This window comes from Actinomycetospora atypica (genome assembly GCF_042653685.1).
In the GTDB taxonomy this organism is placed as follows: Bacteria; Actinomycetota; Actinomycetes; order Mycobacteriales; family Pseudonocardiaceae; genus Actinomycetospora; species Actinomycetospora atypica.
Window position 1 is genome coordinate 126,732 of record NZ_JBHSIV010000008.1, and the last position, 13,387, is coordinate 140,118.

At 75.1% G+C, this 13,387-nt stretch carries 10 protein-coding genes; 6 read left to right on the top strand and 4 right to left on the bottom strand.

The features are described from left to right. Positions 1-11: 11 nt before the first annotated feature. Positions 12-1,544 carry a peptide MFS transporter gene (locus ACFPBZ_RS10065; protein ID WP_378035902.1) on the bottom strand — a complete coding sequence of 511 codons (1,533 nt, stop codon included), beginning with the start codon at positions 1,542-1,544 and terminating at the stop codon, positions 12-14. Between the two features lie 125 nt (positions 1,545-1,669). Between ACFPBZ_RS10065 and ACFPBZ_RS10070 the strand changes: the two genes are divergently transcribed. Together ACFPBZ_RS10070 and ACFPBZ_RS10075 are read left to right on the top strand one after the other, a co-directional pair. Beyond that, positions 1,670-3,337: an L-lactate permease gene (locus ACFPBZ_RS10070; RefSeq protein WP_378035903.1), complete on the top strand. Its 1,668-nt coding sequence runs from the start codon at positions 1,670-1,672 to the stop codon at positions 3,335-3,337. 34 nt (positions 3,338-3,371) lie between these two features. Continuing rightward, complete coding sequence (locus ACFPBZ_RS10075; RefSeq protein WP_378035904.1) at positions 3,372-4,517, top strand: NAD(P)/FAD-dependent oxidoreductase; 1,146 nt, start codon at positions 3,372-3,374, stop codon at positions 4,515-4,517. Positions 4,518-4,521: 4 nt separating this feature from the next. On the opposite strand, the gene ACFPBZ_RS10080 is transcribed toward ACFPBZ_RS10075, so the two are convergent. Continuing rightward, the gene (locus tag ACFPBZ_RS10080) at positions 4,522-5,937 is read right to left on the bottom strand and encodes a dihydrolipoyl dehydrogenase family protein (RefSeq protein ID WP_378035905.1); all 1,416 of its coding nucleotides are present in this window, start codon (positions 5,935-5,937) and stop codon (positions 4,522-4,524) included. A 29-nt stretch (positions 5,938-5,966) separates the two neighbouring features. Here ACFPBZ_RS10080 and ACFPBZ_RS10085 point away from each other — a divergent pair, with 29 nt between their 5' ends. From ACFPBZ_RS10085 to ACFPBZ_RS10100, 4 genes are read left to right on the top strand one after another with little or no spacing between them, the layout of a single operon-like run. After that, positions 5,967-6,104, top strand: a complete 138-nt coding sequence (locus ACFPBZ_RS10085; protein ID WP_378035906.1) for a hypothetical protein — start codon at positions 5,967-5,969, stop codon at positions 6,102-6,104. A gap of 27 nt (positions 6,105-6,131) precedes the next feature. Continuing rightward, on the top strand, positions 6,132-6,506 hold the full coding sequence (locus tag ACFPBZ_RS10090; RefSeq protein WP_378035907.1) for an AhpC/TSA family protein: 375 nt from the start codon (positions 6,132-6,134) through the stop codon (positions 6,504-6,506). Further along, a complete protein-coding gene (locus ACFPBZ_RS10095; protein WP_378035908.1) occupies positions 6,503-8,185 on the top strand; it encodes a radical SAM protein in 1,683 nt (560 codons plus the stop codon). Before ACFPBZ_RS10090 ends, ACFPBZ_RS10095 begins: the two co-directional genes overlap by 4 nt. Next, positions 8,182-10,287 (top strand): TIGR04283 family arsenosugar biosynthesis glycosyltransferase, encoded by a 2,106-nt coding sequence (locus ACFPBZ_RS10100; RefSeq protein WP_378035909.1) that lies wholly within the window; start codon positions 8,182-8,184, stop codon positions 10,285-10,287. The genes ACFPBZ_RS10095 and ACFPBZ_RS10100 overlap by 4 nt, the downstream gene beginning before the upstream one ends. Here ACFPBZ_RS10100 and ACFPBZ_RS10105 read toward each other — a convergent pair. Together ACFPBZ_RS10105 and ACFPBZ_RS10110 are read right to left on the bottom strand one after the other, a co-directional pair. After that, positions 10,276-12,537 (bottom strand): molybdopterin-dependent oxidoreductase, encoded by a 2,262-nt coding sequence (locus ACFPBZ_RS10105; RefSeq protein WP_378035910.1) that lies wholly within the window; start codon positions 12,535-12,537, stop codon positions 10,276-10,278. The two genes, ACFPBZ_RS10100 and ACFPBZ_RS10105, sit on opposite strands and share 12 nt — an antisense overlap. A 10-nt stretch (positions 12,538-12,547) precedes the next feature. Beyond that, on the bottom strand, positions 12,548-13,372 hold the full coding sequence (locus ACFPBZ_RS10110) for a VldE C-terminal domain-containing protein (RefSeq protein WP_378035911.1): 825 nt from the start codon (positions 13,370-13,372) through the stop codon (positions 12,548-12,550). Positions 13,373-13,387 lie beyond the last annotated feature (15 nt).

Sequence of the window (13,387 nt, forward strand, 5' to 3'; positions counted from 1 at the left end):
TCACCTGCGCGTTAGCGCACCCCCTGCATGGCCCGCCGCACCCACGGGGCCAGGGCGAGCAGGACCCCGCCGAGCACGAGGGCCGCGATGCCGATGACCGAGAAGTACGTGCCCTCGGTCGACGGGTCGTAGTAGCCCGCCATCGTGCCGGCGAGCGCGGAGCCCAGCGAGATCGACAGGTAGAACAGGGCGACCGCCTGCGAGCGGAAGAGGTCGGGCCCGATGCGGGTGGAGAGCGAGAGCCCGACCGGCGAGAGGTTCATCTCCGCGAGGGCGAACACCAGCATGATCAGCACGATCGCGAGCACCGGGGTCGTGTTGCCCGTGCCGCCGGCCCAGGGCAGGAAGAGCAGGAACGCGACACCCATGCCGCCCGCGCCGATCGCGAACTTCACCGGCGTCGACGGCCCGCGCTCGCCGAGCTTGGTCCACAGGACCGCGAACAGCGGGGCGAGCACGATCACGAAGAACGGCTCGAGGGAGTTCACCCAGGCGATCGGCATCTCCCAGCCGCCGAGGGACCGGTCGAGGCGCACGTCGCTGTAGAGCGTGACCACCGTGAACTGCTGCTGGAACAGCGACCAGAACACGACGCTCGCGAGCCACATCGGGATGAACGAGCGCACCCGGCTCCGCTCCACCGCGGTGACCCGCGGGCTGGTGAGCAGCAGGGCGAACAGGCCGACCGAGATCACCGCGACGATGATCGCCACCGCGGTCGAGAGGTTCTCCGCGGTGAGCACGCCGAGGACGAAGAGCACCACGATCACGACGACCGCGACGGCCACGCCGAGCACGGGGCGGGCCCAGGCGCCGGCGGGCAGCGGGTTCGGGACGACGGCGGCCGACGCGGGCAGGTTCTTGCGGCCGGTCACGTAGATGCCGAGGCCCAGCGCCATGCCGATCGCGGCGAGCCCGAAGGCCCAGTGGAAGCCGATCGACGTCTGGGCGAACCCGGTGATCAGCGGCCCGACGAGCGCGCCGATGTTCACGCCCATGTAGAAGATCGAGAAGCCGGCGTCGGCGCGCGGGTCGTCCCGGCGGTAGAGCGACCCGACCACGGTGGTCGCGGAGGTCTTCACCCCGCCCGAGCCGAGGGCGACGAGCACCAGGCCGACGACGACGCCGGCGAGGCCCGGGACGAGGGCCAGGGCCAGGTGGCCGAGCATCACGGTGCAGGCCGAGAAGAACAGCGTCCGTTCGGCCCCGAGGACCCGGTCGCAGATCCAGGCGCCGGCGACGCACGCGAGGTACACGGTGCCGCCGTAGGCGCCGATGATGCTGGTGGCCGCCTCCTCGGGCAGGCCCAGTCCGCCCTCGGCGAGCGAGTAGTAGAGGTAGTAGGCCATGACGGCCTGCATCCCGTAGAAGGAGAACCGTTCCCAGAGCTCGACGGAGAACAGGTTCGCCAGGGCGAGGGGATGGCCGAAGAAGCGGCGGTCCGCGGAGAAGTCCTGGCCGGGATCGGGCGGGGCGGCGACGGAACCGGGGGCGGGATCGTCCGCCGGGCGGTCGTCGTCGGGGGAACCGGGAGTGATGGTCACGGACGAATACTGTGACAAAGCTGAGAGGTCCGCACCAGTACGCGAGGAAATTCGGTGCGCTCCGATGTCGTGTTCGCGCCCCGATCGGGGTAAGACGTCGGTCACACCACGCCCAAGGAGCCGCCATGTACGTGCAGCAGTACGCGCCGGTCCTCGGCTCCCTCGCGATCAGCTCGGCGATCGCGGCCCTGCCCCTGCTCGTCCTGTTCGTCCTGCTGGGCGGCCTCCGGGTCCGGGCCTGGCTCGCGTCGCTGATCGCGCTCGCGGTCGCGCTCGTCGTCGCGATCGCGGTCTACGCGATGCCGGTGGGCCAGGCCCTCCTCGCGGGCACCGAGGGCGCGGTGTTCGGCTTCTTCCCGATCCTCTGGATCGTCATCAACGCCCTGTGGATCTACCGGATGACGGTGCGCACCGGGCACTTCGACGTCCTGCGCCGCTCGTTCAGCTCGGTCTCCGACGACCAGCGCATCCAGGCCGTCCTCATCGCCTTCTCCTTCGGGGCGCTGCTCGAGGCGCTGGCCGGCTTCGGTGCCCCTGTGGCCATCTGCACGGTCATGCTCATGGCGCTGAACTTCGCGCCGCTCAAGGCCGCGGTGGTGGCCCTCGTCGCCAACACCGCCCCGGTCGCGTTCGGCGCCATCGCGGTACCGATCACCACGCTCTCCCAGGTCACGGGCCTGCCCGAGGACGTCCTCGGCGCCGTCGTCGGGCGCCAGACGCCGGTCCTCGCGGTCTTCGTCCCGTTCGTGCTCGTCTTCATCGTCGACGGGATGCGCGGGCTGCGCGAGACCTGGCTCGTCGCGCTCGTCGGCGGCCTCTCCTTCGCCATCGCCCAGTTCCTCACCTCGAACTTCCTCTCCGTGCCCCTCACCGACATCGTCGCGGCCCTGGTCTGCGCGGGGGCGGTGGTCGCGGTCGTCAAGGCCCGCCGCACGACGACCGCGCGGCCGGTCACCGTCGGGGCCGGTGGTGGCGGAGGCGGTGTCGGGGACGGTCCCGACGAGGCCGCGGTGCCGGATGCCTCCGGACGGCAGACCGCGGCGGACGACTCCCGCCGCGACACGGTGCTGGCCTACCTGCCCTACGTGATCATCATCGTGCTCTTCTCGGTCCAGCAGATCCCGCCGATCAAGTCCGCGATCGATGCCACCACCACGAAGTTCCGCTGGCCCGGGCTCGACGTGCGCACCCCGACCGGCAGCCAGGTGTCGTCCACGAGCTTCACGTTCAACTGGCTCGCCTCGGCCGGGACGATCCTGCTCATCGCCGGCCTGCTGACGATGCTCGCGCTGCGGGTCGCGCCCCGGGTCGCCGTCTCCTCCTACGGGCAGACGCTCTCCGAGCTGCGCGGCGCCATCGTCACGGTGATGGCCGTGCTCGCCCTGGCGTACGTGATGAACCTGTCGGGCCAGACGATCACCATCGGGCAGTGGCTCGCGGCCACCGGCGGCCTCTTCGCGGTGCTCTCGCCGGTGCTCGGCTGGCTCGGGGTCGCGGTGACCGGCTCCGACACCTCGTCGAACTCGCTCTTCGGGGCCCTGCAGGTGGCCGCGGCGGAACGGTCCGGGCTCGACCCGGTCCTGCTCGCCTCGGCCAACACCTCCGGCGGCGTGCTCGGCAAGATGATCTCCCCGCAGAACCTCGCGATCGCCGCGTCGGCGGTGGGGATGGCGGGCCGCGAGGGCGAGATCTTCCGCAAGGTCCTGCCCTGGAGCCTGGTCTTCCTCCTCGGGATGGCGGTGCTGGTGTACCTGCAGTCGACCCCGGTGCTGGGCTGGATGCTCCCGGGCTGAGCGGGGCGGCGCGCCCGTCGTCAGGATGGGGTCCATGCGGATCGCCGTGCTCGGGGCAGGACCGGTGGGGCTCGACACGGCGCTCGCGGGGGTCGCGGCGGGCGCCGAGGTCCGGGTCCTCGAGGCCGCGCCGCGGGCGGGCGCCGGGGTCCGGGCCTGGGGGCACGTCCGGCTGTTCACCCCCTGGTCGATGGACGTGTCCGACCGGATGCGGGCCGCGGTGCCAGGGCTGCCCGACTCGGAGGACGAGTGCCCCACGGGCCACGAGTTCGCCGACCGGGTCCTCGACCCGGTCGCGGAGGCGCTCGGCCCCGACGTGCTGCGCACCGGTACGCGGGTGCTCGGCGTGGCCCGCGCGGGCCGGTTGCGCCACGAGGCCATCGGTGACCCGGCCCGGGCCGACACCCCCTTCCGGATCCTGCTCACCGACGCGGCCGGGCACGAGTGGAGCGAGTACGCCGACGTCGTCGTCGACGCCACCGGCAGCTACGGGCGGGGCAACCCGCTCGGCGACGGCGGCCTGCCCGCCGCGGGGGAGGCGGCCTGCGACGAGCGGATCGTGCGCACCCTGCCCGACGTCGCGGCCGGCGGCTGGGACGGCACGACGCTGCTCGTCGGCGCCGGCAAGTCGGCGCAGACCGCCGCCCGCGACCTCGCGGAGGTCCCGGGCGCGCGGGTGACTTGGGTGGTCCGCGACCCCGACCCCGACTGGGGGGCGGTTCCCGACGATCCGCTGCCCTCGCGCCAGGCGCTCGTCACGCACGCACGGGAGCACCCGGGCGTCGTGCGCGGCGCGGTCGTCGACCGGCTCGAGCCCGACGGCGCCGGGCTCGTCGCGACCCTGCGCGACCGGCAGGGCGGGACCGAGCGCGTCCGGGCCGACCGGGTCCTCGCCCTCACCGGCTACCAGGGCGATCCCGGGCTCACCCGCCAGGTGCAGGTGCACGAGTGCTGGGCGACGGGCGCGCCGATGAACCTCGCCGCGTCCCTGCTCGCGGCCGCCGGCGACGGCCCGGCCGACTGCCTCGCCCAGCCCGCCGCCGGGATCGACACGCTGCGCAGCCCCGAGCCCGACCTGTTCGTCCTCGGGATGAAGTCCTACGGGCGCAGCAGCGCCTTCCTCCTGCGGGTCGGCTACTCCCAGGTCGACGAGGTCGTCGGGTCCCTCGTCCCCGCGTGAGCGCTCACGGCCGGCCGAGCCGACGGGCCCGCACCACCGTCCGCGCCAGGAGCCGGGTCATCGGGGTGCTGAGCGAGTCGCCGAGCTCGGCCAGCGCCGCGTTCCACACCCCGTCGCCCCAGCCCGGGTAGGGGTGCACGACGCCCGCGAGGTCGCGCAGCCGGCCGCGGCGGGCGACGAGCGCGGTCAGCTCGGTGAGCATCTCGGCCGCCCGCGGCGCCACGATCGTCGCCCCGAGCACCCGGCCGCGGGCGTCGAGGACCACGCGGGTGACCCCCTCGGTCGCGTCCTCCGCCACGGCCCGGTCGACGTGCGCGTGCTCCAGCACCCGCTCCCGCGCGCCCGGGCCGGCCTCGGCGGCGGTGAGCCCGACGTGGGCCACCTCCGGCTCGGTGTAGGTCACCCGGGGGTACGCGGCGTGGTGGACCCGGCGCAGCGGAGCGAGCAGGGCGTTGGTGGCCGCGACGCTGCCGTGCACCCCCGCGACGTGGGTGAAGGGCGCGGCGCCGCCCGGCGGCACCGCCCCGACGACGTCGCCCGCGGCGAACACCCCCGGTGCGGAGGTGCGCAGCCGGTCGTCGACCGCGACGTGCCCGGTGTCGTCGAGGGCGACCCCGAGCGCGTCGAGGCCCAGGCCCGCCACCGCCGGGCGTCGCCCGAGCGCCACGAGGACCCGGTCGGCGGGCAGGCGCGTCCCGTCGTCCAGCACCACGTCGCCCCCGTCCACGGCGGTGACCGGGGTCCCCAGGCGCAGGTCGACCCCGTCGCGGCGCAGCGCCGCCCCGAGCCGCGCCGACGCGTCGGGGTCCTCGCCGGGCAGCACCCGGTCGTTCGCCTCGACGAGCGTCACCGCCGTCCCGAGCCGGGCGAACCCCTGGGCCAGCTCGCAGCCGACCGGCCCCGCACCCAGCACGACGAGCGAGCGCAGCGGCCCGGCGTGGCCCCAGACCGTGTCGCTGGTCAGGGCGCCCGCGAGCCCGGGGAGGTCGGGGACGACCGGGTCGGCGCCGGTCGCGAGCACGGCCCGCCGGAAGCGCAGCGCGACGCCGTCGACCTCCGCCCGCCCGGGCCCGGTGAACCGGGCGGTCCCGGTGCGGACGTCGACGCCGTCGGCGCGCAGGGCCTCGACGGAGTCGACCGGCGCGATCCGGTCCTGGGCGCGCCGGACGTGGGCGAGGACGGCGTCGAGGTCGACCCGGACGTCGGCGTGCACCCCGAAGCGCTCCGAGGACCGGGCGGCGTGCGCGGCCGCCGCGGCCGCGAGGAAGGCCTTCGAGGGCACGCACCCGGTCCAGAGGCAGTCGCCGCCGGGGCGGCCCCGCTCGACGAGCGTCACCCGGGCCCCGAGCCCGGCCGCGGTGCGCGCGGCCACCAGCCCGGCACTGCCGGCTCCCACGACGAGCAGGTCGATCCGCTGCACATGTCCTCCCCAGGGGGCACGATCGCACCGTGCCCCGACGTGACGACCGACCGGTCGACCTCCACGGCATCGTCCTGCCCGATGCCGTCACGGGCGAACCGGTGGACCTCGGGGGGCTGGGAACGGCGGGCGTCACGGTGCTCACCGCGATCCGGCACCGCGCTTGACTGCCCTGCCAGCAGCACCTGGTCCGGGTGCAGGAGGCCCTCGCCGGGCGCGGGGTCGAGGCCGTCGCCGTGGGGTTCAGCCCGCCGGAGGCACTCGCGCCGCTGGTGGCGTACCTCGGGTGGGAGGGCCGCTTCCTCGCCGACACGGACCGTCGCCTCTACCGCGGGCTGGGACTCGGCCGCGCCCCCTGGTGGCGGGTCTGGTCGCCGGGCACGCTGGGGATCTACGCCCGCGCGATCCGGCGCGGGTACCGGGGGCAGGCCCCCACGGAGGACACCCGCCAGCTCGGGGGCGACGCCCTCGTCCGGGACGGGGTCGCCGTGATCCGGTGGAGTCCCCGTAGCCCGGACGACCGCATCGACGCCGACGAGCTCGCCCGGACCACCGAGGAGTACCGATGACGACGATCGCCCTCTGCGGCGGGGTGTACTCCAACCCCTACGCGCTGCGCGCCTTCCTCGACGACGCCCGCGCGCGCGGCGCCGACCGGCTGGTCTGCCTCGGCGACTTCGGGGCCTACGGCGCCGAGCCCGAGGCGGTGTTCCCCCTCCTCGACGGGGTGGAGTGCCTCGCCGGCAACTACGAGGTGGCGATCGGGTCGGGGCAGACCGACTGCGGCTGCGGGTACACCGACGACGCCGACAACGCGTTCGCCCAGATCGCCTACGACTACACGTTCCGGAACACCTCGCCGGCCTTCGCGGCGTTCATGCGGACCCTGCCCACCGAGCACCGGGAGACCGTGGAGGGGGTCGACCTGCACCTGGTGCACGGCTCGACCCTCGCGGTCAACGACTTCTGGTGGGAGTCCCTCGACGACGACGGCCACCGGATGCGGGTCGACGCCTCGGGCGCCGACGTCGTCTGCTGCACCCACTCCGGGCTGCCCTGGACGCGGCGGGTGACGCGGTCCGACGGCGGCGAGACCCTCGTGGTCAACGTCGGGGTGATCGGGCGTCCGGCGAACGACGGTGGGACGCACGTCTGGTACGCGCTGCTGCACTGCGACGACGGCGCGGCCCGCGCCGAGCTGGTCGCCCTGCCCTACGACCACGCCGCGCAGGCCGCCTCGATCCGGGCGGCCGGGCTGCCCGAGGCGTTCGCGGCGACGGTCGAGACCGGCTGGTGGGAGACCTGCCTGGAGATCGTCCCGCCGGAGGAGCGCTCGCGCGGCCGGTTCCAGCTCTACAAGTCCGCGATCCCGGCCTTCGACGCCGGCCCGTCGTGGGGCGAGGCGCCCGCCGTCCCCGACGACGACCGCCCCGTGATGCCGCTGTTCGGCTCCGCGCTCTTCCCGGCCCGGCTCTGGGTCTACACCAACTTCCACTGCAACCTGGCCTGCTCCTACTGCTCGGTGGCCTCCTCGCCGCGCGCGGTGCCCCGGCGGCTGGGACCGGAGCGGTTCACGGCGCTCGTCGACGAGGCGGTCCGGGAGGGCTTCACCGAGCTCTACGTGACCGGCGGCGAGCCGTTCCTCGAGCCCGACCTCGCCGACATGCTGCTCGCCGCCACCGAGCACCTCGACGTGGTGTGCCTGACCAACGCGATGCTCTACCGCGGGACGCGCCGCCGGGAGCTGGAACGGCTCGCGGGCGTCGAGCGGCTCACGCTGCAGACCTCGCTCGACGGGCCCGACGCCGGCGCCCACGACCGGTACCGCGGCGCCGGCTCCTGGGAGCGGGCGATGGCGGGGCTCGACCTCGCGGTGTCGCTCGGCCTCCCGGTGCGCGTGGGGATGACCGAGACCCCCGACAACGCCGGGTCGGGCGAGGCGCTGCGGACCCTGCTCGCCGAGCACGGCGTGCCCGGCGACCGCGTGGCGGTGCGCCCGCTGATCGCCCGCGGCCACTCCGACGAGGGCCTCGTGGTCGGCGAGGACGACACGGTGCCCGAGCTGACCGTCACCGCCGACGGCTGGCACTGGCACCCCGCGGGCGCCGACCTCCCCACGTCGCCCGACATGCACCTCGGGGGACCGGAGGTGTCGATGGCGGAGGCGAAGCGCCGCGTCGTCGAACGGTTCCTCACCCATCGACGAGCCGACGGGTCCATGCCCGTGATCTACCAGTGCGCGGTATGAGCGTCTCCGTGATCGTGCCGGTCCTCGACGAGGCCGCGACGATCACCGGGCTCCTCGATCACCTCGCCGCCCTCGTGCCCGACGCCGAGCTCGTCGTCGTCGACGGCGGCAGCACCGACGGCACCCCCGAGCTCGCCGCGGCCCGGGCCCGGGTGGTCCGGGCCGGCGGCGGTCGTGGGCCGCAGCTCGCGGCCGGCGTCGCGGCCGCCACCGGGGACGTGCTGTGGTTCGTCCACGCCGACACCCGCCTCGACCCGCGGGCCCCGGCGGCCCTGCGGGCCGCCCTCGCCGACCCCGCGGTCGTCGGCGGCGGCTTCCGGCTGCGGTTCGACCGCGACACCCCGACGCTGCGCTGGCTCGCGTGGACGAGCAACGTCCGGGCCCGCGCCGGGTGGATCTTCGGCGACCAGGCGATGTTCGTCCGCCGCCCGGTCCTCGACGCCCTCGGCGGGGTCCCGGCGATCCCGCTCATGGAGGACCTCGAGCTCTCCCGGCGGCTGCGCCGCGCCGGGCACCGCACGGTGCTGCTCGACCCGCCGAGCACGGCGTCGTCGCGCCGGTTCGACGAGCACGGCACCGTCGCGATGATCGTCCGGATGCAGCTGCTCAAGCTCGCGTACCTCCGCGGGGTGCCGCCCGAGGAGCTGCGCCGCCGCTACGAGGGCGAGCGGAGCGACGGGGAGGGGGCACGAGCCGAGCGCAGCCGGTGGCGGACGGCGCTCGACCGGACCCGCCCCGTCGACCCCGGCTTCGCGGCCGCGCTGGCCCGCCGGTGGTCGGAGCTGCCCGCGATCGCGCGCACGCCCGGCCAGATCCTGGGGCGCCACGGGGTCGGCTGCGAGGGCACCCACGGGGTCTTCCCGCGCTGCAACCTGGCCTGCACGCCCTGCTACCACTCCCGGGACGCCAACCGGGTGCGGGTCGACGGGGAGCACACCCTCGCCGAGGTCGAGTCCCAGATGGCACTGCTGCGCGAGGTGCGGGGGCCGAGCGCGCACGCCCAGCTCATCGGCGGCGAGGTCACCCTGCTCGACCCCGACGACCACGCCGCGGCGCTGGAGGTCATGCGCCGCCACGGGCGCGAGCCGATGAGCATGACCCACGGCGACGTCGACCCCGACCACCTGCACCGCCTCGCCGTCGGCCCCGACGGCCGCCGGCGCACCCGGCGGCTGTCGTTCTCCGTGCACGTCGACTCGCTCATGGTCGGGCGGCGCGGGCACGCCCGGCCCACCGACGAGGCGTCCCTGCACCCCGCCCGGGCCCGCTTCCTCGCGATGACCGACCGGCTGCGGCGCGAGACCGGGGTGCGCTCGTTCGTCGCGCACTCCATGACCGTCTCGCCCGCGAACCTCGCCCAGGTCGCCGAGGTGGTGCGCGGCACCTGGGCGATGGGCTTCGGGATGCTGTCCTTCCAGCCGGCCGCCTTCCTCGGGGACGACCGCCGCTGGAAGGAGGACTACCGCGAGCAGACCGTCGACGACGTCTGGGCGGAGCTCGAGCGGGGCGTCGGCGCCCGGCTCGACCACTCGGTGCTCCAGAACGGCGACACCCGCTGCAACCGCACCGCCTACGGGCTGCGCGTGGGGGAGCGGTGGGTCGCGGTGTTCGACGCCGACGACCCCCGCGACCTCGCCGCCCGCGACGAGATGTTCGCCGCCTTTGGGCCCGTCTCCTTCACCGGGCAGCCGGGCTGGGTCGTCGCCGGGCGCGTGGTGCGCCGGCTCGCACCGCGCCCGCGGACGGTCGGCACCGCCCTGGTCTGGGCGCGCCGGTTCGTGGGCCGCGCGGGAGGAGCGGTGCACCTCGCGCGGGAGGCGCTCGGCGGGCGTGTCGGGCCGCGGACCTTCGTCGTGCACGCCTTCATGGACGCGGCCGACGTCGCCCCCGCCTGGGAGGCGACACAGCGCGGGGAGTGGTCCGACGACACCCGCGTGCGCGGCACGCAGGAGCGGCTCGCCGCGTGCCACTACGCGATGGCCCACCCCGAGAACGGCACGCTCGTCCCCGCATGCGTCCAGCACGCCCTGCTCGATCCGCACGAGAACGCCCAGCTCAAGCTGATGATGCCCCGCGTGCCACCCCGGAGGTCAGCGAACTGACGGGACCCGGTGCGCGGTCACCGGCGGGGCGTCGGGCGCGGGCTCCACCTCGACGAGCACCGTCTGCGCGACCGGCGCCTGGCCCAGGCGCGACGACCCGGTGTCGGCGGTGACGACGTTCGGGTTGCCGTGCTTGTCGGGGGTGCCGGGCGTCCCGGGCTCCAGCGGGTCGTACCAGGCGCCGGTCGCGATCTGGCACACCTGCGGGGCGAGGTCGTCGGTGAGGACGGCGCCCGCGTAGAAGGCACCGCGGTCGTTGAACACCCGCACCACCTCGCCGTCGGCGATGCCGCGCTCCTGCGCGTCGGCCCGGGGGATGCGCAGCGGCTCGTGCCCGGCCACCTTCGTCGCGAGGCTTCCCGACGAGGGGTCGAGCTGGCTGTGCAGGCGCGCCGCCGGTTGGTTCGAGACGAGGTGCAGGCCGTAGGGGCCGCCGTCGCCCAGCCGCTCGGCCGGCTCGAGCCACGCGGGGTGACCCGGGCAGTCGTCGTAGCCGAACCCGGCGATCGTCGGGGAGCTGATCTGGATGCGGCCCGAGGGCGTGTGCAGGGGGTGCGCGTCGGGGTCGCCCCGGAAATCGGCGAGCAGCGCCGGGGCGGGGCGGAGGTCGAAGTCGCACCGCCCGGTGGCCCAGAACTCGTCGAAGTCGACCGGGTCGTGCCCCCGGCGGCGGGCCCGTCCCGCGGCGACGTCGTAGAGGTGGCGCAGCCAGCCCATCTCGTCGCGGCCCTCGTGGTACTGCTCGCCGAACCCGAGGCGGTCGGCCAGCTCGGCGAACACGTCGAGGTCGTGGCGGGACTGCGCGTGCGGCGCGCGGACCTGCGTCATCGCCACCCAGGCCGGCGCGAACTCGTGGGCGAGGACGTCGTTGCGCTCCATCGTGGTGGTGGCGGGCAGCACGACGTCGGCGAAGTGGGCGGGCGGGTTCCAGAACTGCTCGTGCACCACGACCGTCTCGAGGCGCCGCCACCCGGCCATCAGGCGGTTGAGGTTCGCGTTGTGGTGGAACGGGTTGCCGCCCGCGGAGTAGACGAGCTTCACGTCGGGCAGCGTCAGCCGCCCGCCCGCGTACTCCAACTCCTCGCCGGGGTGGAGCAGCATGTCGGTGAAGCGGCCCACCGGCACGGCGACGTCGACCGGGTTGGCGCCCAGCGGCATCGTCGGGCGGGGGATCTCCTCGGTGCGGGGGAGGGTGTTGCCGCGGACGCTGCCGAACCCGATCCCGAAGCCGCGGCCCGGCAGCCCGATCCCGCCGAGCATCGCCGCGAGCGCCACCGTCATCCACACCGGCTGCTCGCCGTGCTGCGCGCGCTGCACCGACCAGCTCGTGGTCACCAGGGTCCGGCTCGCCGCCATCCGCCGGGCCAGGTCGCGGATGCGGCCGGCGTCGGCGCCGGTGATCCCGGCGGCCCAGTCGGCGTTCCGGACGATGCCGTCGGCGTCGCCGAGCAGGTAGCGCTCGAACTCGTCGTACCCGTCGCAGTACCGGGCCAGGAAGGCCCGGTCGACCGCGCCGTCGTCGTGCAGGGTGTGGGCGAGCCCGAGCATCAGCGCGGTGTCGGTGCCCGGGCGCAGCGGGAACCACTCGGGGTCGACGGCGGCGGGGACGTCGTCGCGCGCCGGGCCGACGGTGACGAACCGGATGCCGGCCGCGCGGGCCTCGTCGAACCAGTCGGCGTTCGTGTGGTCGAGCGCCCCGCCCGAGTCGACCGCGGTGTTCTTGAGGTGCGCGCCGCCGAACATCACCACCAGCTCGGTGTGCTCGACGACCTCGGGCCAGGTCGGGGTCAGCGCGATGACGTCGCCGCGGCCCAGGACGTGGGGGAGCACGGCCAGCGCGGCCCCGAAGCTGTGGTTGCCGACCTTGTCGACGTAGCCCCCGTTCATCCCGAGGAACCGCTTGAGCACGCTCGGGGCGTGGTGCAACCGGCCCGCGCTCGCCCAGCCGTAGCAGCCGCCGTAGACGGCCTCGTCGCCGTGCTCGGCCCGCACCCGGGTGAGCTCGTCCGCGACCAGCCCGAGGGCGGTAGCCCAGTCGACGGGGACGAACGGGTCGGCCCCGCGGGTGCTCGGATCGCGCCGCCGGAGCCAGCCCTCGCGCACATGCGGCCGGTCGATCCGCAGCCGCGAGCCCGCCAGCTCCGGCAGGCCCGCGACGAGGCCCGGCGGGTGCGGGTCGGAGGCGGGCGCCCGCACCGATCCGTCGGGGTCGACGTCGTAGACGCCCCAGTGCGACGCGGTGCGGGTCATGCTCCGATCATCACGGGTCGCCGACGCGGTGCAACGACAATGTGCCGTCGGCCGCCCCCGTCTGCTCCCAGGTGCCCGACTCCGCGGTCCAGGTCCGCCCGTCGTAGGTCACGCGGTCGACGGTGAGGCGCGTGGAGTGCGCGACGAGCCACGACGCGATCGCCCAGCCGTTCTCCTGGGTCTGCTCCCCGGACAGCCGGGCGTCGCCGAGCTCGGCGCGGGCGAGGCCCGCGACGGTGTCGGCCGGGGGCTCGGAGAGGTCGAGGCCGGTGCAGGTCAGGCCACCGGGGTTCTGGCCGAGGAAGACGACGGCCATGGTGCGGGCCTCGGGCTCGTGGTCGGCGTAGGCCTCCGGGAAGCCGCTGCGCTGCACCCGCTGGGCGGCCTCGGTGACGTCCATGCCGGCCCAGCCGGGGGTGGCGAGCAGCGCGTCGTAGAACTTGGTGGACGAGGTGACGGTGTCGAGCAGCTCGGCCGGCGAGCCCCAGCCCTGGCTCGGGCGCTGCTGGAACAGGCCCACCGAGTCGCGGTCGCCGCCGCGCAGGTTCGCGAGCGTCGACTCCTGGATCGCGGTGGCCAGGGCGATGGTGATCGCGCGGTCGGGGGCGCCCATGGCCCGCCCGACCGCGGCGATCGTCGCCGCGTTGTCCATCTGCTCGGGCGAGCCGCTCCAGGTCGGCCGCAGGCCGGGCGAGTTCGCCGGAGCGGTGACGGTGCAGGTCGCGCGGGTCACGGAGCCTCCGTTCGCGATGACGACGACGAGGACGACCAGCGCGACCAGGACCACGGCGGCCAGGGCGGCCGGGACGAGCCACGGCGGTCGTCGTCGGGGCATCACGGCACCAGTCAA